23 protein-coding genes and 1 tRNA gene are annotated in these 24,463 nt (G+C 71.8%); 7 read left to right on the forward strand and 17 right to left on the reverse strand.

Annotated features, from left to right (window positions below):
- Positions 1–71: 71 nt before the first annotated feature.
- From eno to mfd, 4 genes are all read right to left on the reverse strand, one after another.
- Entirely contained in the window at positions 72–1,361 is a 1,290-nt protein-coding gene (gene eno, locus ACR9E9_RS15640) for a phosphopyruvate hydratase (protein WP_435200098.1), read from the reverse strand.
- Positions 1,362–1,593: 232 nt separating this feature from the next.
- Positions 1,594–2,361: a MazG nucleotide pyrophosphohydrolase domain-containing protein gene (locus ACR9E9_RS15645; RefSeq protein WP_435200100.1), complete on the reverse strand. Its 768-nt coding sequence runs from the start codon at positions 2,359–2,361 to the stop codon at positions 1,594–1,596.
- Between the two features lie 2 nt (positions 2,362–2,363).
- Positions 2,364–2,921, reverse strand: a complete 558-nt coding sequence (locus tag ACR9E9_RS15650; protein ID WP_435200102.1) for a SurA N-terminal domain-containing protein — start codon at positions 2,919–2,921, stop codon at positions 2,364–2,366.
- 25 nt (positions 2,922–2,946) lie between these two features.
- Positions 2,947–6,585: a transcription-repair coupling factor gene (gene mfd, locus ACR9E9_RS15655; RefSeq protein WP_435200104.1), complete on the reverse strand. Its 3,639-nt coding sequence runs from the start codon at positions 6,583–6,585 to the stop codon at positions 2,947–2,949.
- A gap of 153 nt (positions 6,586–6,738) precedes the next feature.
- Between mfd and ACR9E9_RS15660 the strand changes: the two genes are divergently transcribed.
- Positions 6,739–8,712 carry a TPM domain-containing protein gene (locus ACR9E9_RS15660; RefSeq protein ID WP_435200106.1) on the forward strand — a complete coding sequence of 658 codons (1,974 nt, stop codon included), beginning with the start codon at positions 6,739–6,741 and terminating at the stop codon, positions 8,710–8,712.
- Positions 8,713–8,815: 103 nt separating this feature from the next.
- Positions 8,816–9,532 (forward strand): PspA/IM30 family protein, encoded by a 717-nt coding sequence (locus tag ACR9E9_RS15665; protein WP_435200108.1) that lies wholly within the window; start codon positions 8,816–8,818, stop codon positions 9,530–9,532.
- Positions 9,533–9,538: 6 nt separating this feature from the next.
- Here ACR9E9_RS15665 and pth read toward each other — a convergent pair whose 3' ends face one another.
- The 3 genes from pth to ACR9E9_RS15680 all read right to left on the reverse strand — a co-directional run bounded on the left by pth (position 9,539) and on the right by ACR9E9_RS15680 (position 12,129).
- The gene (gene pth, locus ACR9E9_RS15670) at positions 9,539–10,129 is read right to left on the reverse strand and encodes an aminoacyl-tRNA hydrolase (RefSeq protein ID WP_435200110.1); all 591 of its coding nucleotides are present in this window, start codon (positions 10,127–10,129) and stop codon (positions 9,539–9,541) included.
- A gap of 108 nt (positions 10,130–10,237) precedes the next feature.
- Entirely contained in the window at positions 10,238–10,918 is a 681-nt protein-coding gene (locus tag ACR9E9_RS15675; protein ID WP_435200112.1) for a 50S ribosomal protein L25/general stress protein Ctc, read from the reverse strand.
- Between the two features lie 182 nt (positions 10,919–11,100).
- Entirely contained in the window at positions 11,101–12,129 is a 1,029-nt protein-coding gene (locus tag ACR9E9_RS15680) for an EamA family transporter (RefSeq protein ID WP_435200114.1), read from the reverse strand.
- 55 nt (positions 12,130–12,184) lie between these two features.
- Here ACR9E9_RS15680 and ACR9E9_RS15685 point away from each other — a divergent pair, with 55 nt between their 5' ends.
- Complete coding sequence (locus ACR9E9_RS15685) at positions 12,185–12,721, forward strand: CGNR zinc finger domain-containing protein (protein WP_435200116.1); 537 nt, start codon at positions 12,185–12,187, stop codon at positions 12,719–12,721.
- A gap of 23 nt (positions 12,722–12,744) precedes the next feature.
- Here the strand turns inward: ACR9E9_RS15685 and ACR9E9_RS15690 are convergent, their stop codons facing one another.
- The 6 genes from ACR9E9_RS15690 to ACR9E9_RS15715 all read right to left on the reverse strand — a co-directional run bounded on the left by ACR9E9_RS15690 (position 12,745) and on the right by ACR9E9_RS15715 (position 18,038).
- Positions 12,745–13,716: a ribose-phosphate diphosphokinase gene (locus ACR9E9_RS15690; RefSeq protein ID WP_435200118.1), complete on the reverse strand. Its 972-nt coding sequence runs from the start codon at positions 13,714–13,716 to the stop codon at positions 12,745–12,747.
- On the reverse strand, positions 13,713–15,194 hold the full coding sequence (glmU, locus tag ACR9E9_RS15695; protein ID WP_435200120.1) for a bifunctional UDP-N-acetylglucosamine diphosphorylase/glucosamine-1-phosphate N-acetyltransferase GlmU: 1,482 nt from the start codon (positions 15,192–15,194) through the stop codon (positions 13,713–13,715). Before glmU ends, ACR9E9_RS15690 begins: the two co-directional genes overlap by 4 nt.
- Before the next feature lie 94 nt (positions 15,195–15,288).
- The gene (gene ptsP, locus ACR9E9_RS15700) at positions 15,289–16,977 is read right to left on the reverse strand and encodes a phosphoenolpyruvate--protein phosphotransferase (RefSeq protein ID WP_435200122.1); all 1,689 of its coding nucleotides are present in this window, start codon (positions 16,975–16,977) and stop codon (positions 15,289–15,291) included.
- Between the two features lie 5 nt (positions 16,978–16,982).
- A complete protein-coding gene (locus ACR9E9_RS15705) occupies positions 16,983–17,255 on the reverse strand; it encodes an HPr family phosphocarrier protein (RefSeq protein WP_435200124.1) in 273 nt (90 codons plus the stop codon).
- A gap of 94 nt (positions 17,256–17,349) precedes the next feature.
- On the reverse strand, positions 17,350–17,808 hold the full coding sequence (locus ACR9E9_RS15710; protein WP_435200126.1) for a PTS sugar transporter subunit IIA: 459 nt from the start codon (positions 17,806–17,808) through the stop codon (positions 17,350–17,352).
- Positions 17,805–18,038, reverse strand: a complete 234-nt coding sequence (locus ACR9E9_RS15715) for a glucose PTS transporter subunit EIIB (RefSeq protein WP_435200128.1) — start codon at positions 18,036–18,038, stop codon at positions 17,805–17,807. Before ACR9E9_RS15715 ends, ACR9E9_RS15710 begins: the two co-directional genes overlap by 4 nt.
- 210 nt (positions 18,039–18,248) lie before the next feature.
- Here ACR9E9_RS15715 and ACR9E9_RS15720 point away from each other — a divergent pair, with 210 nt between their 5' ends.
- Genes ACR9E9_RS15720 through nagA form a run of 3 tightly spaced genes read left to right on the forward strand, consistent with a single transcriptional unit; the run spans position 18,249 to position 21,384 of the window.
- The gene (locus ACR9E9_RS15720) at positions 18,249–18,998 is read left to right on the forward strand and encodes a GntR family transcriptional regulator (RefSeq protein ID WP_435200130.1); all 750 of its coding nucleotides are present in this window, start codon (positions 18,249–18,251) and stop codon (positions 18,996–18,998) included.
- Positions 18,995–20,263 carry a PTS transporter subunit EIIC gene (locus ACR9E9_RS15725; protein ID WP_435200132.1) on the forward strand — a complete coding sequence of 423 codons (1,269 nt, stop codon included), beginning with the start codon at positions 18,995–18,997 and terminating at the stop codon, positions 20,261–20,263. Before ACR9E9_RS15720 ends, ACR9E9_RS15725 begins: the two co-directional genes overlap by 4 nt.
- A complete protein-coding gene (gene nagA / locus ACR9E9_RS15730; protein ID WP_435200134.1) occupies positions 20,260–21,384 on the forward strand; it encodes an N-acetylglucosamine-6-phosphate deacetylase in 1,125 nt (374 codons plus the stop codon). Before ACR9E9_RS15725 ends, nagA begins: the two co-directional genes overlap by 4 nt.
- 11 nt (positions 21,385–21,395) lie before the next feature.
- Here the strand turns inward: nagA and ACR9E9_RS15735 are convergent, their stop codons facing one another.
- The 3 genes from ACR9E9_RS15735 to ACR9E9_RS15745 all read right to left on the reverse strand — a co-directional run bounded on the left by ACR9E9_RS15735 (position 21,396) and on the right by ACR9E9_RS15745 (position 22,815).
- Positions 21,396–22,067 carry a histidine phosphatase family protein gene (locus ACR9E9_RS15735; RefSeq protein WP_435200136.1) on the reverse strand — a complete coding sequence of 224 codons (672 nt, stop codon included), beginning with the start codon at positions 22,065–22,067 and terminating at the stop codon, positions 21,396–21,398.
- Between the two features lie 26 nt (positions 22,068–22,093).
- The gene (locus ACR9E9_RS15740) at positions 22,094–22,654 is read right to left on the reverse strand and encodes a TOPRIM nucleotidyl transferase/hydrolase domain-containing protein (RefSeq protein WP_435200138.1); all 561 of its coding nucleotides are present in this window, start codon (positions 22,652–22,654) and stop codon (positions 22,094–22,096) included.
- An 82-nt stretch (positions 22,655–22,736) separates the two neighbouring features.
- A tRNA-Gln gene (locus ACR9E9_RS15745) sits at positions 22,737–22,815 on the reverse strand.
- A gap of 115 nt (positions 22,816–22,930) precedes the next feature.
- Between ACR9E9_RS15745 and ACR9E9_RS15750 the strand changes: the two genes are divergently transcribed.
- Entirely contained in the window at positions 22,931–23,536 is a 606-nt protein-coding gene (locus tag ACR9E9_RS15750; protein WP_435203679.1) for a TetR/AcrR family transcriptional regulator, read from the forward strand.
- Positions 23,537–23,594: 58 nt separating this feature from the next.
- Here ACR9E9_RS15750 and ACR9E9_RS15755 read toward each other — a convergent pair whose 3' ends face one another.
- Entirely contained in the window at positions 23,595–24,395 is an 801-nt protein-coding gene (locus ACR9E9_RS15755) for a methyltransferase domain-containing protein (RefSeq protein ID WP_435200139.1), read from the reverse strand.
- Positions 24,396–24,463 lie beyond the last annotated feature (68 nt).

The following is a 24,463-nucleotide window of genomic DNA, read 5'->3' on the forward strand; positions in this document are numbered from 1 at the left end:
GGGTCGGCGCGTGCCGCCCTTCGCACTGGAGCGTGCGGGGCGACGACGCGGCGTGGTGGCCATGGGTGGAGTCAGCCCGTGAACCGGGGAAAGGCGCCCGCACCGGCGTAGATCGCGGCGTCGTCGAGCTCCTCCTCGATGCGCAGGAGCTGGTTGTACTTGGCCACGCGCTCGGATCGTGCCGGAGCACCCGCCTTGATCTGGCCGCAGTTCGTCGCGACCGCGAGGTCGGCGATGGTCACGTCCTCGGTCTCGCCGGAGCGGTGGCTCATCATCGAGCGGAAGCCGCCCCGGTGGGCCAGGTCGACCGCGTCCATCGTCTCGGTGAGCGAGCCGATCTGGTTGACCTTCACGAGCAGGGCGTTCGCGGCGCCATCAGCGATGCCGCGCGCCAACCGCTGGGGGTTGGTGACGAAGAGGTCGTCACCCACGAGCTGGACCCGGTGACCGAGCTGAGTGGTCAGCTCCTGCCACCCCTTCCAGTCGTCCTCGTGGAGCGGGTCCTCGATGGAGACGAGCGGGTAGGCGTCGACGAGCTTGCCGTAGTACTCCGCCATCTGCTTCGCGCTGCGCTTCTTGCCCTCGAACAGGTAGGAGCCCTTGCCCGCGCTGCTGTGGAACTCGCTGGCCGCGACGTCGAGCGCGAGCGCGATGTCCGTGCCCGGGGTGTACCCGGCCTTCGTGATCGCATCGACGATCAGGTCGAGCGCCTCTCGGTTGCTGGCGAGGTTCGGCGCGAAGCCACCCTCGTCACCGAGGCCGGTCGACAGGCCCTTGTCCTTGAGGACCGCCTTGAGCGCGTGGTAGACCTCCGCGCCCCACCGCAGCGACTCCCGGAAGGAGGGCGCGCCGATCGGCGCGATCATGAACTCCTGGATGTCGACATTGGAGTCGGCGTGGGAGCCACCGTTGAGGATGTTCATCATCGGCACGGGCAGGACGTGGGCGTTGGGGCCACCGAGGTAGCGGAAGAGGGGCAGGCCCGCCGACTCCGCGGCCGCCTTGGCGACGGCGAGCGAGACGCCGAGGATGGCATTCGCCCCGATCGTGCCCTTGTTGTCCGTGCCGTCGAGCGCGAGCATCTCGGCGTCGATGAGGCGCTGCTCGCTGGCCTCGAAGCCGACCACGCGTGGCATGAGGTCGTCCTCGACCGCGCGCACCGCGTCCTCGACGCCCTTGCCGAGGTAGCGGTTCGCGTCGCCGTCGCGACGCTCCACGGCCTCGAAGGCGCCGGTGGAGGCGCCGCTGGGGACGGCCGCGCGCGCGATCGTGCCGTCGTCCAGCGCGATCTCGACCTCGACGGTCGGGTTGCCGCGCGAGTCGAGGATCTCGCGCGCGCCTACTGCCTCGATGCTGGCCACTGCCCACTCCTAGATGGTGCTCGATGACTCGGGAAGTACGTCGGCCCGAGCCTAACGGCTCCGGGGGGCGAGACCATCGAGCGACCCACCACGGGAGCACGCCCGCCCCCCTTCGCATCTGCCTAGGCAAATGCCAACTCCCCCGCGCACCTGCCTAGGCAAATGCCAACCCCCTGCGCATCTGCCTAGGCAGATGCGAACCCCGTGCGCACCTGCCTGGGCAGATGCGGTGTCAGCGGTCCCCGGCGCGGGCCGAGGCCTTCTCCAGCGCCTTGATCGCCTGCCACTGCGCCTCGATCTCCTCGAGGGTCTCGGCGCTCGCGTCACCGAAGACGTGCGGGTTGCGGCGCACCAGCTTGTCGACGAGGGCGGCGGCGACGTCGTCCACGTCGAAGGGAGCGTCCGCGTCGTCGGCGGCGACCCGGGCGTGGAAGAGCACCTGGAAGAGCAGGTCCCCGAGCTCATCGGTCAGCTCCGCCCGCACCCGCGGGTCGTCGGGGGCCGCGATGACGGCGGCGAGCGCCTCGTGGACCTCCTGCGCCTCCTCGAGGACGAAGGGGGCCAGGCTCTCGTGGTCCTGCGCCGCCACCCAGGGGCACCCACCCGGTGCGCGCAACCGGTCCATGACGGCGACGGCATCCAGCAACCGGCCACCCTCGACGTCCCAGGAGCCGATGAGCACCTCGACCTCGGGTGCCTCCTCGAGGCGGGAGACCTCCGAGGCGATGGCATCGCTGAGGCCGGGATCACCGTCGGCGGCGCCGATCCACACCGTCTCCCGCTCGAGCGCGGCAGTGACGAGCACCCGGGCCCGCTCGTGCGCGGTGCGCTCGTCCAGGGTCGTGACCGTGACCCCGTCGTCGGCGAGCGCCAGCGGCAGCGGCTCGTCGGCAGCGGCAGCCAGCACCCGGTCAGCGGCGTCGAGGGCGCGCCACGCGTCCCGGCTGAGCAACCCCGCCGGTACCCGCGGGCTCGAGGCCAGCAGGATGAGTCGGGGCACGGTCAGGGCGCCTCGAGGGGCGCCTGGTCGTCCGCCTGCTCCAGCCAGTTCGGCCCCTCACCGCTGACGCTCGCATAGCGCGGGCTGAAGGTGACGTCCTGCCCCTGGACCTGCTGCGCGATCTCCTGCTGCTGCTGCTGGTCGAGCTGGGAGTAGACCGCGTTGGCCCGGAAGAAGTCGATCGTGCGCTTCGACGGCGAGGCGACGACGTCAGCCAGTTGCTTCTCGATCGCGGCGTCCGAGGGAAGGGGGATGTCCTCCTCCTGCGCGTAGGCGAGGATCGTGTCGACCTGCACGAGGCTGGACAGGAGCGTGTCGGGACCGAGTTCCTGCGGCTGCTGGCCGCTGCCCGCGGCCTGAGCGCGGATGATCTGGGCCACCTCACGACTGCTCTGCTGGACCTCGCCGACGGTGATCGTCTCCCCCTCGACGACCGCGGCGGTGGCACCCGAGCCGGTGGACTCCCCTTCGCCGGATGATCCGCAGGCGGAGAGCGTGAGGGCGCCCCCGATCACGAGGGCGGCGATCCGGGAGGCACGTCGTTGTCTGCTGCCGGGCACGGGCTGGTCCTTTCTTTGACGATCCTCAGCGGGAGCGCGAGGTGTCGCGGGGCGGGCGTGCCCCAGCGTCCACGATGACATTGTCGAGCATGACTTGGTTGATCAGGTCGGTGGCCCACTGCAGCACCTCCGTGTCGCGAAGGGGGCTGCCCCCGATCCGGGCGGTCATGGGCTTCGGGACGAGCACCGTCTGGGTGCCCTCCTTGTAGGTCGACCTGGGGTAGAGCCGCGACAGACGCAGCTGCTGGCTCTCCTTGAGCTGGGCGGGGGCGAAGCGCACGTTCTGCCCCTGGGCGACGACATCGGTGAGGCCGGCGGCGCGCACGACGATCCGTAGCCGGGCGACGGCGACGAGGTTGCGCACCGGCTCCGGGGGCTCGCCGTAGCGGTCGGTGAGCTCCTCCAGGATCTCGGTGAGGTCCTCCTCGGAGTCGGCGGAGGCGAGCTTCTTGTAGGCCTCGAGACGCAGGCGCTCCCCCGGGACGTACTCGTGCGGCAGGTGGGCGTCCACGGGCAGCTCGATCTTCACCTCGGCGGGGGTGGCCTCCCCTTCGCCCTTGAAGTCGGCCACGGCATCGCCGACCATCCGCACGTAGAGGTCGAAGCCGACCCCGGCGATGTGACCCGACTGCTCGCCGCCGAGGAGGTTGCCGGCGCCGCGGATCTCGAGGTCCTTCATCGCGACCTGCATGCCGGAGCCCAGGTCGGTGTTGCTCGCGATCGTCTGCAGCCGGTCGTGCGCCGTCTCGGTCAGCGGCTTGTCCGGGGGGTAGAGGAAGTAGGCGTAGGCGCGCTCTCGTCCGCGGCCCACGCGACCGCGCAGCTGGTGCAGCTGGCTCAGTCCGAAGCGGTCCGCGCGGTCGAGGATCAGCGTGTTGGCGTTGGAGATGTCCAGGCCGGTCTCGACGATCGTCGTGCACACCAGGACGTCGAAGCGCCGCTCCCAGAAGTCGAGGACGACCTGCTCGAGACGCTGCTCGCCCATCTTGCCGTGGGCGGTCTCGACCCGGGCGTCGGGGACGAGCTCCCGGATCCGCGCGGCCGTGCGCTCGATGGTGCTGACGTTGTTGTGGACGAAGAAGACCTGCCCCTCGCGCATCAGCTCACGGTGGATGGCCGCCGAGACCTGCTTCTCCTCGTAGGGACCGACGAAGGTCAGCACCGGGTGGCGCTCCTCCGGCGGTGTGGCGAGCGTGGACATCTCGCGGATGCCGGTCACGGCCATCTCGAGGGTGCGCGGGATCGGCGTGGCCGACATCGCGAGCACGTCGACGTTGGTGCGCAGGGCCTTCAGCTGCTCCTTGTGCTCCACGCCGAAGCGCTGCTCCTCGTCGATGATCACCAGGCCGAGGTCCTTGAACTTCACCTCGGTGCCGAGGATGCGGTGGGTGCCGATGACGAGGTCGACGGCACCGGAGGTCAGCCCCTCGAGGACCTCCTTCGCCTGGGCATCGGTCTGGAAGCGGCTGAGGGCCTTGACCGTCACCGGGTAGCCGGCGTACCGCTCGGAGAAGGTGTTGAGGTGCTGCTGCACGAGCAGGGTCGTCGGGACGAGCGCGGCGACCTGCTTGCCGTCCTGGATCGCCTTGAAGGCCGCTCGGACCGCGATCTCGGTCTTGCCGTAGCCGACGTCGCCGCAGATGAGCCGGTCCATGGGGAAGGACTTCTCCATGTCGACCTTGACCTCGTCGATGGTGCTCAGCTGGTCCGGGGTCTCGACGTGCGCGAAGGCGTCCTCGAGCTCGCGCTGCCAAGGGGTGTCCGGCCCGAAGGTGTGCCCCGGGGTCGCCATCCGTGCGCTGTAGAGGCGGATGAGCTCGCCCGCGATCTGCCGGACGTGCCGCTTGGCGCGCGACTTCGTCTTCTGCCAGTCGCTGCCGCCCATCTTGTTCAGCGCGGGGGCGTCGCCGCCGACGTAGCGCGTCACCTGGTCGAGCTGGTCGCTCGGGACGAAGAGCCGGTCCCCCGGGTGCCCACGGCGCGAGGGGGCGTACTCGATGACGAGGTACTCCCGGGTGGCGCCCTGCACGGTGCGCTGGATCATCTCGACGAAGGAGCCGACACCGTGCTGCTCGTGGACGACGTGGTCGCCCGGGCGCAGCTGGAGGGGGTCGACCTGCTTGCGACGTCGCGAGGGCATCCGCCGCATGTCACGGGTGCTGGCCCCGGCCCCGCTGGAGCCGAGGAGGTCGGCCTCGGTGAGCACGGCGAGCCGGTGGTCGGCCGCGACGAAGCCGGTCCCCAGGCTCGCCCGGGTGACCACGACGATGCCCTCCTCCAGCTCGGCGGCGTCCTCCTCGCCGGCGACCCGGGTGGGCACGTCGGCGCCGCGCAGCACCTCGGCGACCCGGGCGACGAGCCCGGGGCCGTCGGTGGCGACGAGCACCCGCCAGCCCGCGGTGGTCCACTCGGCCAGCTGGGCGACGGCGGCCTCGGTGTTGCCGCGGAAGTGCGGCGGCTCCTGGGCCGGCACCCGCAGCCCGACGTGGTCGTGGGCGACGCGGTCGTCCAGATCTGAGGAGATGGCGGCGAGCTCGGTATCCACGGCGAAGGGGGTCAGGCTCCACCACGGCAGGCCGAGGTCGAGCGCGTGCTCGCGGGCCTGGGCGAGCGTCCAGTGGGAGGCGGTGCCGAGGACCCCTTCGAGGTCGATGGGCACGACATTGCCCGCGGCGGCATTGGCCCAGCTCGCCTGGAGGAACTCCTCGCTGGTGGAGACGAGGTCGTGCGCGCGGGCCCGGACCCGCTCGTGGTCGATGACGACGACACCCGCCTGCTTCGGCAGCACGTCGAGGATCGACTCCATCCCGTCGACGAGCGCGGGGGTGAGGGACTCCATGCCCTCGACCGCGATCCCCTCCGCGACCTTGAGGAGCAGGTCGGCGACGCCGGGCAGCTCCCCGGCCAGCGTGGCCGCGCGCTGACGGACCGCATCGGTGAGCAGGACCTCCCGGCAGGGCGGGGCCCACAGGACCTCGGCCGGCTCGAGGCTGCGCTGGTCGGCGACCTTGAACCAGCGGATCTCGTCGACGGTGTCACCGAAGAACTCCACCCGCAGCGGGTGCTCCTCCGTCGGCGGGAAGACGTCGAGGATGCCACCGCGCACCGCGAACTCCCCGCGGCGCTCGACGAGGTCGGTGCGCACGTAGGCCGCCGCGGCGAGCGCCTCGGTGATCTCGGTCAGGGCCCGCTCGTCCCCGACCCGCAGGCCGACCGGCTGGAGGTCACCGAGCCCCTTGGCCAGGGGCTGGAGGACGGCGCGGACGGAGGCGATGACGTACCCGAGCGGGCCGTGCCCGGCCCCCTGCTCCTCGGGGTGCGCCAGCCGACGGAGCACCGCCAGGCGTCGACCGACGGTGTCGCTGCGGGGGCTGAGCCGCTCGTGCGGCAGCGTCTCCCAGCTGGGGAAGGTCGCGATGAGCTCCGGGTCGACGAGCTCGCTGAGCGCCGTGGTGAGGTCATCCGCCTCACGGGCGGTGGAGGTGATGACCAGCCGGGGGGCCTCCCCCGGGACGGCGCCCCCGATCGTCGCGACCGTCGGCGCCCTCAGCCCGGTCGGGGCGACGACGTCGACCTGATCGCTCTCGGCGCGGTGTCGGGGGATGTCCGCGAGACCGGGCAGGCCGGCGATCGCGCTCAGGAGCGGGGCAAGTGAGGAAGTCATTCTGGCTCCGATTCTGCCGCATCCCGGTGACAGCCCGAACCGCCGGTTTCCGCCGGGTCCACGGCCGGGGTGCCCCACCTCCACCGGTGGCCCGCGGTGTGGCAACGTACGACCCACGACCACCCGATCGGCAGACACGGAGCAGGGGGCCACGTGGCGACGACCAGCCGAGCTCGACGACCAGCCCGCCTGCTCGCCGGCGCCGTGGCGGCGATCGGTCTCGCGTGCTTCGGCTCGGCGCCCGCCGCCGGGGCGCCGGGGGAAGCCCCCTTCGACCTCCCCGAGCAGATCACCGACCGGGCCGACGTCCTCGAGGACCCCGACGCCCTGCAGTCCGAGCTCGATGACCTCGCGCAGGAGCACGACCTGCAGCTCTTCGTCGTCTACGTCGACTCCTTCGACGGCGAGAGCCCGGAGTCGTGGACGCGCGAGACCTACGAGACCTCCGGGATGGGCAGCAACGACGTGCTGCTCGCGGTCGCCGTCGAGGACCGGCGCTACGGCATGTGGACGACCGAGGACTCGGGCCTCGACGCGGACCAGCTCTCCGACGTGCAGACCGACCACGTCGAGCCCGCGCTGGCGGACGAGGACTGGGACGGGGCCGTGTCCGCCGCCGCGGAGGGCCTGGGCGACGGGGGCGGGCCGAGCTTCTCGACGATCTTCTACCTCGTCGTCGGCGGGGTCTTCGTCATCGGGATCGCGATCCCGCTCCTGCTGTCCCTGCGCAAGAAGTCGTCCGCGGCCGGGACCGGCACGTCCCCACCGGTGATGGCCGGGGTGGGCACCGACCAGATGCGCCGGGACGTCTCCTCCGCGCTCGTCGACCTGGACAACGCGATCCGCGCCTCCGGTGACGAGCTGGCCTTCGCCGAGGCGCAGTTCGGCCAGCAGGCGACCCGGCAGTTCACCGTGGCGCTCGAGGCCGCCCGGGCGAAGGCGGACGAGGCCTTCCGGATCCAGCAGGAGCTCGACGTCGCCCGGGGCGCCGGACGGCTGCAGGAGGCCGATGAGCGTTCCCGGCTGAGCGAGGTCCTCGAGCTGACCCGGGCGGCGGACGCCGAGCTGGACGCCCAGGAGGAGGAGTTCACCCGGCTGCGCGATCTCGAGGCCACGGTCCCCCAGTTCCTCGCGTCCTTGCGCACCCGCATCTCGGAGGTCACCGACCGGGTCCCGGTCGCCCAGCAGGAGCTCGCCGGACTCGCGGCCACCCACCCCCGCGAGTCGTTGACGACGCTCACCGAGAACCTCGAGCGCGCCCGGACGCTCATCGACTCCGCCGAGGGTTTCGTCGCCACGGGCGAGGACCACGTCACCGCCGACGACCGACCCTCGGCCGTCGCGGCGGCCCGCGCCGCGGAGGACGCCCTGGGCAAGGCCGACTCCCGCCTGGAGTTCGTCCTCACCGCCCGGGCCACGCTCGACGATGCCGTGTCCGCCCTCGACGAGGCCCTCGCCTCGATCAGCTCCGACCTCGCGGACGCGCAACGACTGGGGGCCAACGACCAGGTCACCGTCGCGGCCGTCGGCGAGGCCGAGCACGCCGTCGAGGTCGGGACCGGGGCACGACGCGGCGGCGACGTCCTCGGCGCGCTGTCCGCCCTGGAGCGTGCCGAGCACTACCTGGACAACGCCCTCCTGCGCTACCGCGAGGACGCCGAGCGCGCGAGCGAGCGGGCCCGGCTCCTCGACCGTCGCTTCCAGCACGTGCGCGACCGCCTCGCGAGCGCGGAGAGCGAGCTGAACAGCCACCGCGGTCAGGTCGGCCGCGAGCCGCGCGCGGACCTGCGCGAGGCGAACCGTCTCCTGCACCAGGCCGAGGCCGCACGAGCGCGGGACCACGACCTCGCCGCCGACCAGCTCTCCCGCGCCGAGAGGCTCGCCGACCGGGCCCTGCAGGCCGTGCGCTCCCAGCGAGGTCCCTGGGACAACCGGGGTGGTGGTTACGGCGGTGGACACGGCGGACGCCGCGGTGGCATCGACGTCGGTTCGCTCGTCCTCGGCGGCATCCTCACCGGCGGCTTCGGCGGACGTGGCGGGGGCTGGGGCGGTTCCTCCGGTGGTTTCGGGGGCGGCTTCGGTGGTGGAGGCGGGGGCGGCGGTTTCGGCGGAGGTGGGCGCTTCTGAGTGACGACGCCGGCAGGACCCTCCCCGTGACCGACACCGACCCGTACCCGACTCGACCAGCACGCACCACGACCGGCGGTCCCACCGCCAGGAGGAATGCACGATGACCCAGAAGCAGACCATCCTCGGCCGCGTCAGCCAGCTCGCCAAGGCGAACATCAACTCCCTGCTCGACCGCGCCGAGGACCCGGAGAAGATGCTCGACCAGCTCGTCCGGGACTACAGCAACTCCATCGCCGAGGCCGAGGAGGCCGTGGCCCAGACGATCGCCCACGTGCGCATGGCCGAGAGCGACCTCGAGAGCGACCAGGACGCCGCCACCGAGTGGGGCCGCAAGGCCGGCGCTGCCGCCGGCAAGGCGGAGGAGCTCGCCGCCGCCGGTGACTCCGCCGGCGCCGAGAAGTTCACCAACCTCGCCAAGGTCGCCCTGAAGCGCCAGATCACCCACGAGAACGAGGTGAAGGAGGCCGAGCCGCGCATCGCGAACCAGAACGCGCAGGTCGAGCAGCTGAAGTCCGGCCTGGTCTCCATGAAGACCAAGCTGGAGGACCTGAAGTCCCGTCGCTCCGCGCTCGTGGCCCGGGCCCGCTCGGCCGAGGCCCAGGCCACGGTCCAGGAGGCCGTCGGGTCACTCGACGTCATGGACCCCACGAGCGATCTCGGTCGCTTCGAGCAGCAGATCCGTGAGCAGGAGGCGATGGTGCAGGGCCGCGCCGAGGCCCAGTCCGTCTCCCTCGACGACCAGTTCGCCGAGCTCGAGGACCACAGCCAGGACGCGGAGATCGAGGCGCGCCTGGCCGCGCTGAGGAACCAGGGCTGACGCGCGTCAGGGACGCGGTGCGTGCACGACCTGCTGGGCGTCGGTCAGTCCCTTGTCGACGACGAGCTCGACCGCGTCCGCGGCGTCGTCGAGCAGGAAGGGCAGCTCCTTGCGCTCCGTGGACGAGAAGTCCTTGAGCACGTAGGCCGCCGCGTCCATGCGACCCGGCGGTCGGTCGATCCCCACCCGCACCCGCAGGTAGTCCTTCGTCCCGAAGGAGCTGGAGATCGAGCGCAGACCGTTGTGCCCCCCTTCGCCGCCGCCGCGCTTGAGGCGCACCTCGCCGAAGGGGATGTCCAGCTCGTCGTGGATGACGATCGTGCGCTCGGGGGGCACGGAGAAGAAGCTCGCCAGCCCCTTGGTCGGCCCGCCGGAGACGTTCATGTACGAGTGCGGCACCGCGATGACCGCGCGGGCACCGCCGGGTCCACCGACCCGGATGGTCTCCGCGGCGGCGCCCGCCTTGTGCGCCCGCAGCCGCACGCCGGACCGCTCGGCCAGCGCGTCGATGACCATGGCGCCGACGTTGTGGCGGTTGCCCGCGTACTTCGGACCGGGATTGCCGAGGCCGACGACGAGCCAGGTGTCTTCATTCACGGGGCCACTGTAGGCAATGGCGAAGGGGGACCCCCTCCCCTGTGCACATGACGAAGGGCGGGACCTCCGTGGTGGAGGTCCCGCCCTGCGTCGTGCGGTGCGCCGAGGTCACTCCTTGTCGGAGGACTCCTCGCCGCCCTCGGCGGGCTCGGACGGGGCAGCGGCGGCCTCGTCGTCGGACTCGTCGTGCTCGATGCCGGCCTCGGCCTCGGCGTCGGCGAGCTCGGCCTCCAGCTCGTCCTCGGAGATCTGCTGGGTCACGTTGACGACGAGCAGCTCCGGGTCGGAGGCGAGCGTGGCGCCCGCGGGCATCTCGACCTGGCCGGCGAGGATCTGGGTGCCGATCTCGAGTCCCTCGACGGAGACGATGAGGGCCTCGGGCAGGTTGGTGACATCGGCCTCGATCTCGAGGGACGTGTTGTCGACGGTGACGACCGTCTCGGGGGCGGCGTCGCCCTCGAGGTGGACCGGGACCTCGACGGTGACCTTCTCGCCGCGCTTGACGATGACGAGGTCGACGTGCTCGATGATCGGCTTGATCGGGTCGCGCTGGACGTCCTTGGCCAGGGCCAGCTGGTCGCCCTCGCCCTCGACGGCGATCGTCAGCAGGGCGTTGGGGTTCTTCAGCGCCTGGAAGGTGCCGTGGAAGGGCAGCGCGAGGTGGGTCGGGGCCTCGCCGTGCCCGTAGAGCACGGCGGGGACCATGTTGGCGCGGCGCAGCTTGCGGGCCGCGCCCTTGCCGAACTCGGTGCGCTTGTCGGCTGCCAGGCGGATGTCATCGCTGGACATGTGGAACTCCTTGATCGGGGGGTGCCCGCGCAGGGAGCGGGCGTGTTGTGACGGCGGTGGCCTCGACGCGGGACGCGGCGCGGACGGGGTGTCGACGCGCGGGCTGGCCCGCTGGGCGGCACCGCGTCGATCACGGACAGCTGCGACCGTGCAGCGTCCCTCGCCGAGGCAACCCGTCGATACTAGTGGACCTCTTCGGACGCGCCAAACCCTGCCAGGACGGCACCATCGACGTCGTCGGCGGGCAGGGCCGGGGATCCGGTCCCACTCCCTTCGCCCAGCTTGACCGCGATGACGCCGGCGAGGATCGCCACGCCCCCGAGCATCTGCACCGGGGACATGGCCTCGCCGACGAGGATCCAGGCGAAGGCGATCGCGAAGAGCACCTCGCTCAACCCGACGAAGGAGGCGATGGTCCCGCCGAGCAGGCGGGCTGCGCCGATGCCCGTGACGTAGGAGACCGCTCCGGCGACGACGGCCAGCTCGCCGACGGCGACCCACCACGGGGCCGACCACCCGGCGAGCTCGACGGGAGCCGCGGACACGGCCATCGGCAGCCAGCCGAGCGCGGCGGCGGCCACGAGGCCGAGGGCTCCGACGGCCAGCCCCGCTCCGGCGAAACCGATCGGCGGCAGGGCCTCCTCCTCGTCCGCGCCGACGAGGAAGAAGACGACGAGGCCGGCGGCGGCGAGCAGGCCCCAGAGGATGCCGACGACGTCGATCTCGGCGCCGGAGGTGAGGTCGAGGACGAGCACGAGCCCCAGGACCGCGGCCACGACACCGGCCGCGGTGAGCGTCGAGGGGCGTCGATCGTGTCGGGCCCACAGCCACCCGACGATGAGGACGGGAGCGAGGTACTCGATCAGCAGCGCCACACCGACCGAGAGGTGGTCCACCGCCATGAAGAAGGCGAACTGGCAGCCGGCGACCGCGAAGAAGCCGTAGGCGAGGATCCGACCGAGGTTGCGACGGACGAGGTGCCAGTGTCCCCGCATGGCGACGACGGCGGGCAGGGCGACGATCAGCGCTGCCCCGACGATGCGCGCGGTGACGACCGCGCCCGGGCTCCACCCACTCGCGAGCAGGGCCGAGCCGAAGGTCCCGGAGGAGCCGAAGGTCGCCGCCGAGAGCAGCGCGACGCCCAGCCCGAGGACGAAGGGCGTCTGCCGCGCAGCGGAGGTGGCAGCGTGCACGAGCAGCTCCTGAGTCATGAGTGAAGTAACCTGTTGGCGATGACGCTAGTCGCCCCCGACGTCAGGAGTCAACGTGACGTTTGCCTATGACACCGATGTGGCCCTGCGGACTGCGGCCGCCTTGGTCAACACCGGATCCCCCGACGAGGACAGCCTGACGACGACGCAGGCCCTGCAGGAGTTCTTCATCGAGTGGGGGTGGACGGGCCGGCACGACGGGAGCGAGGCCGAGCTGGCGGCGGTCCGCGCGCTGCGGGGGCGTCTGCGCGCCGTGTGGTTGGCGGCCGGGGAGGAGGCCTTCGTCGCGGAGGTCAACGCCCTGCTGCGCAGCGGCCGCGCACTCCCCCAGCTCGTCGAGCACGGGGACTACGGCTGGCACGTCCACGCCGCCGACTCCGACGCGAGCCTGGCCCGGCGGATGCAGGTGGAGGCAGCGATGGCCTTCGTCGACGTCATCCGTGCCGGCGAGCTGTCCCGGCTGCGGGTCTGCGCGGCCGACGACTGCGTCCACGTGCTCGTCGACCTCTCCCGCAACCGCAGCAAGCGCTACTGCGAAGGGGGCTGTGGCAACCGGCTCGCCGCCGCGGCCTACCGGTCGCGCCGCGGCTGACTCCCGTCGTCGGGCCGGGTGGCTCAGGTGAAGAGGCTGGTGACCGAGCCGTCCTCGAAGACCTCGCGGATGGCCCGGGAGATCAGGGGGGCGATCGCGAGCACGGTCAGGCCCTCGAACTTCTGGTCGTCGACGAGGGGAAGGGTGTCGGTGACGATGATCTCCTCGGCCGCACAGGCCTGCATCCGCTCGACCGCGGGGCCGGAGAAGATCGCGTGGGTGGCGGCGATGATCACGCCGGCGGCACCGTCGGCCATGAGCGCGTCGGCGGCCTTGGTGATCGTGCCGGCGGTGTCGATCATGTCGTCGACGAGCACGCACCAGCGGCCCTCGACCTCACCGACGACACGGTTGGCGACCGACTCGTTCGGGCGGTCGATGTCGCGGGTCTTGTGGATGAAGGCCAGCGGCACACCGCCGAGCTGGCGCGACCACTGCTCGGCGACCTTGATCCGACCGGCGTCCGGGGAGACGACGGCGAGCTGACGGTCCCCGTACTTCTCCTTGACGTACTCGGCGAGGATCGGCCGGGCCATGAGGTGGTCGACCGGACCGTCGAAGAAGCCCTGGATCTGGTCGGTGTGCAGGTCGACCGCGATGAGCCGGTCGGCACCTGCGGTCTTGAAGAGGTCGGCGACCAGGCGGGCGGAGATCGGCTCGCGTCCCCGGTGCTTCTTGTCCTGGCGGGCATAGCCGTAGAAGGGCACGACCGCGGTGATCCGCTTGGCGCTGGCCCGCTTGAGTGCGTCGACCATGAGCAGCTGCTCCATGATCGCCTCGTTGATCGGCGTGGAGTGGCTCTGCAGGACGAAGGCGTCGCAGCCGCGCACCGACTCCTCGTAGCGCACGTAGATCTCACCGTTGGCGAACTCGTAGGCGCTCGAGGGCACGAGCTCGGTCTCGAGCTTGTCGGCGACCTGCTCGGCGAGTTCGGGGTGGGTGCGCCCCGTGAAGACCATGAGGTTCTTCTCCGGGGTCTTGTGGATGCCGGTCACTGGGTGTCCTCGCTGCTCGGGTGGGTGTCTGACGAAGGGGGCTGGGCCGCGGCCTGCGCGGCAGCCTCGGTCTGGGTGCCGGATCGCTGCTCGGCGATCCAGCCGTCGATGTTGCGTTGGCGACCGCGGGCGACGGCCAGCTGACCGGGCCCCACGGCCTCGGTGATGGCCGAGCCCGCGGCGACGTAGGCGCCGTCGGCGACCTCGACGGGAGCGACGAGGACGGTGTTGGAGCCGATGAAGGAGTGCGTGCCGATGACGGTGCGGTGCTTGGTCACCCCGTCGTAGTTGGCGAAGATCGTGCCGGCGCCGATGTTGGCGCCCGCCCTGATGTCCGCGTCCCCGGCGTAGGTGAGGTGGGGGACCTTCGCCCCCGGGCCGATCGTCGTGTTCTTCGTCTCGACGAAGCCGCCGATCTTCCCCTTCGCACCGACCTGCGTGCCGGGGCGCAGGTAGGAGTAGGGGCCGACGGAGGCCCCGGCGCCGATGACCGACAGCAGCGCCTCGGCCCGCTTGACGTGGGCTCCGTCGCCGACCTCGCAGTCGGTGAGCGTGACGTCCGGGCCGATCGTCGCCTCGGCGCCGATGCTCGTCGCGCCGACGAGCTGGGTGCCGGGCAGGACGGTGGTGTCCGCGCCGATGGTCACGTCCACGTCGATCCACGTGGTGGCCGGGTCGACGATCGTCACTCCGGCGCGCATGTGCCGCTCGCAGGTGCGCCGGTTGAGCTCCTTGCCCAGGTCGGCCAGCTGGACGCGGTCGTTGACCCCCTCGGTCTGCCAGAGGTCGGAGAGGACGTGGGCCGCCACGGTGCCGCCGGTGGCGCGGGCCAGCTGGAGCACATCCGTGAGGTACTTCTCGCCCTGCGTGTTGTCGCTCGTGACATTGGCCAGCTCGCGGCGCAGGACCGCGGCGTCGAAGGCGTAGATCCCGGAGTTGATCTCCCGGATGCCGCGCTCGGCCTCGGTGGCGTCCTTGAACTCGACGATCCGCTCGACCCGGCCGTCGGCGTCCCGGACGATCCGGCCGTAGGACTTGGCGTCCGACAGGACCGAGGTGATCACGGTGACCGCGGCCGCGGCCTCGGTGTGGACCCGGGTGAGCTCACTGATCGTCTCGGCGGACAGCAGCGGGACATCGCCCATCGTCACGACGACGGTGCCGGTGAGGTCCTCGGCCAGCTCGGTCAGGCCGCACTCGACCGCGCGACCGGTGCCCTTGACCTCGTCCTGGTCGGCGACCTTGCAGGGGCGCTCGACACCGGCGTTGAACTCCTCGACGAAGGCGGCCACCCGCTCTCGCTGGTGACGGATGACGACGACCGTCTCACCGGCACCGGCACCCGAGGCCGCGCGCATCGCGTGACCGAGCAGCGGGGCCCCACCGATGGGGTGGAGGACCTTGGGGAGGGTCGACTTCATCCGGGTGCCCTCGCCCGCGGCGAGGATGATGACTGCATCGGGACGGACGTCGTTCACGCGAAGTACTCCGAGGGTCGGGGGTGCGGCCAGCCGTCTGGGTCGCCTCGCCACTGTAGCGGCCGGGCCGGGAGCCGATCGACCGAGCCCGCCCTCAGAGGAGCTCGCGGAGCCCGCGAGAGGCGAGCTCCAGGGCCATCTGCCGGGCCTGCGGGGCGGTTCGCGCCTCGCGCACGCTCGTCGCGATCCGCTGGCAGTCCGGGAGGCTGTGCTGGGAGAGGGCCCAGCGGACCATCGCCACCTTGGCGGGTGCCATCGACAGGCTCGAGGCGCCCAGGCCCACGAGGACGAGCGCGAGGAGGGGGTCTCCCGCGGCCTCGCCACAGACCCCGATCGGCGTGCCGGTCGCCGCGCCTCCGTCGCAGGCGGCCGCGATGACGTCGAGGACGGCCGGCTGCCACGGGTCGAGCAGGTCGCTGAGCTCGCCCTGCATGCGGTCGGCCGCGAGGGTGTACTGCGAGAGGTCGTTGGTGCCGATGCTCGCGAAGTCCAGGTCGGCGAGGACGTGGCGGGAGCGAAGGGCGGCCGAGGGCACCTCGATCATCACACCGACCGAGGGCAGCCCGTGCTCGCGCACGCGGCGGGCGAACCAGTCCGCCTCCTCGGCCGTCGCGACCATCGGCGCCATGACCCGCACGTCCGCCCCGGTCTCCTTCGCGGCGAGCGCCAGCGCCTCGAGCTGGGTGTCCAGGAGCGCCGGGCGCGCGGCCGAGAGCCGCAGCCCCCGGCGGCCGAGGGCGGGGTTGTCCTCGGGGCCGAGGTCGGCGAAGGCCAGGGGCTTGTCGGCGCCGGCGTCAAGGGTGCGCACGACGACGCGGCGACTGCCGAAGGGGGTGAGGACCGAGCGGTAGATCTGCGCCTGTTCCTGCGCGGTCGGGGCGGTCGTGGCCGAGAGGAAGACGAACTCGGTGCGGAAGAGGCCGACCCCCTCGACGTCCTGGCCGGCCGCGGCCACGGCGTCCTCGACGTCGCCGATGTTGGCCAGCAGGGCCACCGCGTGGCCGTCGCTGGTGCCCCCGGGGCCGGCCGACCCCGCGAGGGCCGCGGCGCGGCGCTCCCCTCGCGCGACGAGGTCGGCGACGAAGGCCTCGCTCGGCTCGAGGGTCACCGTGCCCGTGTCGCCGTCGACCGCGACCGGGGTCCCGGACGGCAGCTCGAGGGCGCGGTCGCACTGGACGACCGCGGGGATGCCGCGCTGCGCGGCGAGGATCGCGGTGTGGCTCGTGCGGCCTCCCTCGCTGGTGATGATCGCGAGGACGAGCGTCCGGTCCAGGACGGCGGTCTCCGCCGGTGCGAGGTCCTGCGCGACGACGACGCTCGGCTGCGTGAGGTCCGGGACGCCGGGGGCGGGCACCCCGAGGACCGCGGCGACGGCCCGGGCACCGACGTCCCGCAGGTCGGCGACGCGCTCGGCGAAGTACCCGCCGAGGGCCTGGAACCGGACGGCGAACTCCTCCACGGCGGACTCGATCGCGGTGGCCGGGCCCTCCCCTTCGTCGAGGTGCTTGCCGGCGGCCTGGTGCAGGCTCTTGTCGCGGGCGATGAGCGCGGTCGCCGTGAGGATCTCGGCGGCGGTGCCGCTCACCCGGCCCGCTCGCTCGTCGAGGTCACGGGCGGCCGACTCGAAGGCCGCCCTCACCCCGGTCAGCGCCGACTCGGGATCCGTCGTGGCCGGCTCGCCCTCGGGCGCCCGGACCGGCGGGGCGACGAGGACCACCGGGCCGCAGGCGCTGCCCGGGGAGACACCGATCCCGTGTCGGGTGCCGCTGCCCTCATCGACCATCGGGCTCACTCCTGCGCGTCGAGGTCGGTCTCGAGGAGGGTGACGAGGCGATCGAGGACCTGCTCGGCGTCGTCACCGGCGGCGGTGACCTCGACCTGCTCGCCGTGCTTGGCACCCAACGTCATGACGCCGAGGATGCTCGTCGCGTCGACCGGCTCCTCACCGGGGCGGGCGATCTGCACCTCGAGGCCGGACTCGCCGGCCTGCTGGACGAAGAGGGCTGCGGGCCGGGCGTGCAGACCGACGGACGAGGCGATGGTGGTGGTGCGGCTGGCCATGGGTTCTCCTGGTGCTGTGGTGGTGGTCCTCGAGTCGATGTGATCGCGAGCGCACGGACGCTCACGATCACATCGACTCCAAGGGGTGAGCTGGTCAGGCGACGGTGAAGAGCAGGTCACCGGTGATGGCCTGCTCCGGCGCCGAGGCCAGATCGAGCGAGTCGGCGGGTGCGTCGAGGACCACGACGGGGACCTGGCGCGAGATCGACTGCCCGTCGGCCTCATCGGGCAGCTCGGCGGGGTCCCAGGTGACCACGGGGTCGCCCGCCTCGACGGCCGCCCCCTGGGTGACGTGCACCTCGAAGCCGCGCCCCTCGAGGCGGACGGTGTTGATCCCCAGGTGGACGAGCACCCCGATGCCGCCGCCGGCGACGACGAAGGCGTGCGGGTGGACCTTCACGACCGTCCCGGAGATGGGTGAGACGACCGTGGCCGCACCGTCCGGCGGGTCGATGACGAGGCCCGGACCGACGATCTGCCCGGCGAAGACCGCGTCGACGCAGTCCGTCACCGGCAGGACGGTTCCGGCGCAGGGGGCGAGGACCCTGCTCACATCAGGTCCTCGATGTCGTCGGCGAGGGTGTCCGCCTCGGGCCCGACGACGACCTGGATGACCGTGCCCTGCGCCATGACGCCGTGGGCGCCGGCGGCCTTGAGCGCGGCCTGGTCGACCTTCGCCCCGTCGTGGACCTCGGTGCGCAGCCGGGTGATGCACGGCTCGATCTCGACGATGTTGTCCGCTCCGCCGAGTCCGGCGAGGATCTGCTCCGCCTTCGTTGCCATGGTGGTTCCTCTCGTGATGGGTGGGGTCAGTCTGCGTCGCTCCGGGTGGCCTTCGCCAGCCCCCGAGGCCGTCAGGGTCGCGGCCGGGTCGGGGCAGGCTGCTCGGCGATCTCGGTGGACATGATCGTCACGATGCTTGACACCTCCCACGTCGGCGTGGATCCTCACTGGTACGTACCAGACCGTACCAATGAGGGTGAGGATCCGGAAGTGTCTCGGGAACAGCTGGCCGGCCCCCGGCCCAAGCACGCGCAGCTGCGCGACCGCCTGGCCGAGCTGGCGAGCGACCTCGGCCCCGACGCCGCGATCCCCTCCGAGCGCGAGCTGACGACCACCTTCGACGTCTCCCGCGCCACGGTGCGTCGAGCGGTCGAGGCACTCATCGCCGACGGACTGCTCCACCGGGTGCACGGCAAGGGGACCTTCGTCGCCCGTCCCCGGCTGGAGAGCCGGTTGCACCTCGCGAGCTTCAGCCAGGACATGCGCCGCCGTGGGCTCGAGCCGTCCACGCGGCTGCTCACCATCGAACTCGCTGCTCCCCCGAGGGACGTCGCCACGTGGTTCGGCGAGGACGAGGCGTGGCGCGTTGACCGCCTGCGCCAGGCCGACGGCCAGCCGATCGCCCTGGAGCACAGCTGGTACTCCCGCGCGCTGCTGCCGGGACTCGACTCCCACGACCTCACCGGGTCGCTCTATGCGCTTCTCGTCGAGGAGTACGACGTCGTCATCGACTCCGCCGAGCAGACCCTGTGGGGTGAGAGCGCGCAGGGACGGGACGCCGACGTCCTTGCCGCGCCCGCCCATACCCCGCTCCTCGTCTTCCGCCGCCTCTCCACCAGCCTCGACCGCCCGGTCGAGCACGTCGTGTCCCGCTACCGCGGTGACCGGTACCAGATCCACATGTCGTTGAGCCGGGACGACGACCCAACCCCGGCACCACACGAAGGGACAACGCCGTGACCACAGCAGACGGTCCGATCGACGTGCCCGGCGACACGCCGGCACCCAAGAAGAAGCTCAACCTCGCTCCACTGCAGAAGTTCGGGCGCAGCCTGATGCTGCCGATCGCCGCGCTGCCCGCAGCAGCGCTGCTCCTGAGGCTGGGTCAGCCGGACCTCCTCGGTGCGGACGGGCTCGGCTGGGAGCGGGTCGCGCCGGTGATCGGTGCGGCCGGCGGGGCGCTCTTCGACAACCTGCCGATCCTCTTCGCCGTGGGCATCGCCATCGGTATGGCGAAGAAGGCCGACGGCTCGACCGCCCTCGCTGCGGTCGTCGGCTACCTCGTCTTCAAGGGTGTCGGGGACGCGATGTCCCCCTTCGTCCTCGGCGCGGCCACCGGCGACGAGGAGCAGCAGCTCATCGACTACGGGGTCTTCGGCGGCATCGTCATGGGTCTGACGGCGGCATTCCTGTGGCAGAAGTACCACCGGATCAAGCTGCCGACCTATCTCGCGTTCTTCGGCGGGCGGCGCTTCGTGCCGATCATCACGGCGGTCGCGGCCATCATCATCTCGGTCCTCGTGAGCTTCGTCTACCAGTACTTCGACGCCGGGATCACCGGCCTCGGCGAGTGGGTCGCCGACAACGAGGTCCTCGGCGGCTTTGTCTACGGCACGACCAACCGGCTGCTCATCCCCACCGGTCTGCACCACATCCTCAACAACCCGCCGTGGTTCCTCATCGGCGAGTACACCCCCGAGGGTGGCCAGCCGGTCACCGGTGACATCGCGCGCTTCCTCAACGGCGACCCGACCGCCGGCGCCTTCATGACCGGGTTCTTCCCGATCATGATGTTCGCCCTGCCCGCCGCCGCCCTGGCGATCTACCAGGAGGCCAGGCCCGCGCAGAAGAAGCTCGTCGGCGGCATCATGGGTTCGACCGCGCTGACCGCCTTCCTCACCGGCGTCACCGAGCCCCTCGAGTTCGCCTTCATGTTCGTCGCCTGGCCGCTCTACATCATCCACGCGTTGCTCACCGGCTCGTCGCTCGCGTTGACCAATGCGCTCGGCATCAGGGACGGATTCGGCTTCTCCGCCGGCTTGTTCGACTACGTCCTCAACTTCAACATCGCCACCGATCCCCTCCTGCTCATCGCGATCGGGCTCGGCTATGCGGTGATCTACTACGTGCTCTTCCGGGTCGTCATCCGCAAGTGGAACCTCAAGACACCCGGTCGCGAGGACGAGGACGAGGGCTCGATCGTCACGGCGGACGACACCGCGTGATCCTCACCGGCGATCGCATCATCACCCCGGGGCGCACGCTCGCCCCGGGGTGGGTGCGGGTGGAGTCCGAGCGCATCACCGAGGTCGGCGAAGGGAGTCCCCCCGCACCCGCCGACCACTCCCTGACCGGATCCCTCGTGCCGGGCTTCGTCGACATCCACTGCCACGGCGGTGGCGGCGCCTCCTTCACCGTCGGGGACGCCGGGCAGGCGCAGCAGGTCGCCGCCGCCCACCTGCGCCACGGCACGACGAGTCTCGTGGCCAGCCTCGTCACCGATGAGGTACCCGCGCTGGAGCGTCACGTGCGCGTCCTCGGCGAGCTGGTCACCGAGGGGCTCCTCGCCGGGATCCACCTCGAGGGGCCGTGGTTGTCCCGGGACCTCTGCGGCGCGCACGAACCCACGCTGCTGCGACCCCCTTCGCCGCAGGACGTGGACCGGCTGCTTGCTGCCGGGGACGGCACCGTGCGCATGGTGACGATCGCCCCCGAGCTCGACGGGGCGCTCGGTGCGGTGCGCCGCATCCACGACGCCGGCGTCGTCGTCGGGGTCGGGCACACCGACGCGACCTGGGAGCAGGCCCGCGAGGCGATCGACGCCGGGGCCACCGTCGCCACGCACCTCTTCAACCAGATCCGCGGTCTGCACCATCGGCGCCCCGGGCCCATCGCCGCCCTCCTCGAGGACGGGCGGGTGTGGGTCGAGCTGATCTCGGACGGGGTCCACGTGCACCCGGCGATGCTGCGCCTCGCCCGCTCGGCCGCACCGGAGCGGATCGTCCTCGTCACCGACGCCATGGGAGCCGCCGCGGCCCAGGACGGCGACTACCACCTCGGGCCGATCCACGTGCAGGTCCGCGACGGGGTGGCCCGCACCCCCACCGGTGCCATCGCCGGATCGACGCTGACGATGGCGGGCGCGGTGCGGCACAGCGTCGCGAGCGGCTTCACCCTCGAGCAGGCGGTGGATGCCGCCACCCGCGCGCCCGCCGACGCCATCGGGCTCGCCGACGTCGGTCGGCTCGAGGTCGGTGCGCGCGCCGACCTCGTCGTGCTCGACGACGACCTCACGGTGGGCTCGGTCATGCAGGCCGGCGCCTGGGTCCACCGGACGACCGCCTGAGGTCCCTCACGTCATTCGCGGTCGTCGACCTCTTCGCCGGTGACGTCGTGCGCGCGGGTCCCGCCCAGGTGCGCTCCGCCGAGTGGGGTGCTGGACCACCCCACGAGGTCCCATCCGTCATCGGGGTGCCCCTCGAGCAGGGCCATGCCGGTGTTCTGGATCCACAGCCCGGCCGCTTCGTCGGCCGGGATCCCGGTGACCAGAGCCGCGTAGACACGGATCGCTGCCCCGTGGCTGAACGCCACGACGGTGTCGTCCTTCCCGTGGTCCGCCGCGATGGCGCGCACCGCCCCGTCGTAGCGGTCGAAGAAGTCCCGCCCCGTCGGGCCGCCCGGCATCGGCCGGTCCAGCTCCCGGTGCATCCAGGCCGCGAGACCCTCCAGGTACCCCGACACGGCCTCCTCGTCCGATCGCATCTCGAGATCGCCGGCGGAGATCTCCTCGAGACCGGGGCGGACGCCGAGGTCGATCCTGCGCTCCTGCCCGAGCGGGTCACCGGTGAGCTGGGTGCGCACGAGCCGAGAGGCGTAGAGACCGCTCACGTCCTCGTCGGCGAGTGCGGCCGGGACCGCCGCGGCCTGCGCATGACCGAGGTCGGTCAGGCCGGCTCCGGGGAAGGCCGTGTCCAGCGCTCCCCCGACGTTGTTGGGTGTCTGACCGTGACGGATGAGGATGAGGCGCACGCCCGCAGCGTACGCAGGGGCCCAGCTCAGACCTCGGCCAGTACCGACCGGAGCGGGCCGGGCAGCCGGTCCGGGTCCATCGCCTCGACGAAGAGCTGGGCGTAGCGCGCCTTGCGGCCGGACTGCGAGCCGAGGAATCGGCGCAGCACCTCCTGACGGGTCCAGCCCGCCTGCGCCGGCATCCGCGTCAGCAGGCGAAGGGAGCGGCCCTCACCGGCCTCCTCGATCACGGCCTCGACGCCGTCGAGACCCAGCGGGCGCATCAGCTCGTCCTCGAGGTCGATGTCGCAGGCATGGAAGCCCAGGCGTACCGGACCGTCCGGCGCGGCCGCGGCGGGCAGACCGGCCGCGACCAACCCCCTTCGCACGTGACGCTCCTCGCCGATGTCGTAGAGGCCGGCCAGCGGGACGTCCGCGCCGAGGGGGCCGTACCGCGTGGCGAAGGCCCTGAGGTTGGTGATGCCACCCATCGCCACCAGTGCCACGTCGTCGGCGACGAGATCGCGACCGAGTCGACGCGCCAGCGCGCCCAGCGCCAGCCGGTCGCTCTCGCCCTCGACGAGGACGACGGCGCGTGGGGTGCTCATCCAGCCATTGAGCGCCCGGACGGCCCTCCGGTCAAGCACATTCGCCACCGTCGCGGCGGCAGCGCATCATCCGGTGGCGTCGCTCCCCGGGTAGGAGTCGAACCTACGTCGCTAGTCCTGATTCAAAGTCAGGCGGGCCCTGCCGGCAGACCAACCGGGGAACGCCGCAGAAGCGGCACCGGTCAGGGTAGTCCACGCGAGCCGTGGTCCGTCACCGACAATGGGTCCATGAGCGAACAGGGGGACGACGGACGGGCAGCGCCCCGCCGACCGCGCATGACCGGTGCGGCCCGGCGCGAACAGCTCGTGGCGGTCGGACGCGGGGTCTTCGCAGCGAAGGGGATCGACGGCACCTCCGTCGAGGAGATCGCCGCGACCGCAGAGGTGTCCAAGCCGATCGTGTACGAGCACTTCGGCGGCAAGGAGGGCCTCTACGCCGTGGTCGTCGACCGCGAGCTGCGCGACCTCACCGAGGGAGTCACCAGCGCACTGACGGTCGGTGGCAGCGATCGGCAGACGCTCGAGCGCGCGGCGCTCGCCCTGCTCGACTACATCGAGGGCTCACCCGACGGGTTCCGCATCCTCGTGCGCGATGTCTCGGGCGAAGCACCCTCCGGCACCTATGCGTCGCTGATGTCGGACGTCGCGACCCAGGTCGCGCACCTGCTCTCGGACGCCTTCGCGCACCGCGGGCTCGAGCCGGCGGCAGCGCCCATGTACGCCCAGATGCTCGTCGGACTGGTCTCGCTCACCGGCCAGTGGTGGCTGGAGACCCGCAGCCCGGCGAAGGAGATCGTGGCCGCGCACATGGTCAACCTCGCCTGGAACGGCCTCGCCGGCCTCGAGGAGCGCCCCGCCCTGCACGACTCCGGGTCGATGTGAAGTCGAGCGCCCGGACGCTCGATCGCACATCGACCCGAAGGTGTGGGGCCGGGACAGCTCAGGCCTTGCGGCCCACCGCGAAGACCCGCCGGAAGGGCAGGAGCACACCCGCGATCGAGCGCGGATAGGCGGCGAGGACCTTCTGCGCGTAGGCGGCGATGAACTCCTCGCGCTCCGTCTCGTCCCGGAGCACCTCGAGCATGGGACGCAGGCCGGTGCCGGTCACCCAGTCGAGGACCGGGTTCTCGCTCTCCCCCTGCGGGTCGAGGACGTGGATGTAGGTCGTCTCCCACGCGTCCACCCCCAGCCCGTGGGCGGTGAGGATCTGCAGGTAGGTCGACGGCTCGCCGGCCCCGTAGCGCTTGCTCGCCGCCTCCAGCTCCCCGGCCCGCGGATGGCTCACGGCGATCTCGCGCATCAGCGCGTGGGTGGGCGCCTCGAAGTTGCCCGGCACCTGCAAGGCGAACCACCCGCCCGGAGCCAGCGCCTCCAGCCACCCCTCCATGAGCGAGAGATGCCGTGGGACCCACTGCAGCGCGGCATTGGTGACGATGACGTCCGGGGCAGCACCGACGGTCGTGATGTCCCACTCGGCCAGGTCCGCCTCGACCCACTCGACCCGCCCCTCGGTGTCCTGGCGTCGCGCCTCCGCGAGCATCTCCGCGCTGTTGTCGACGCCGATGACGCGCGCCTGCGGCCAACGCTGCGCGAGCGAGAGCGTCAGGGAGCCGGGCCCGCACCCGAGGTCGACGACGAGCTGCGGCGACTCGACGGCGACACGGCTCATGAGGTCGGCGAAGGGACGCGCCCGTTCGCTCGAGAACTGCCCGTACCGGCTCGGGTCCCAGGTCACTGCCATGCCGCCTCCTTGGTTCTGGTGTGCGCGAGCCTAGCGCTCCCTGACACACCACCCAGGTACCTTGACAT

Origin of the sequence: Janibacter sp. GS2, assembly GCF_051200835.1 — a bacterium.
In the GTDB taxonomy this organism is placed as follows: Bacteria; Actinomycetota; Actinomycetes; order Actinomycetales; family Dermatophilaceae; genus Janibacter.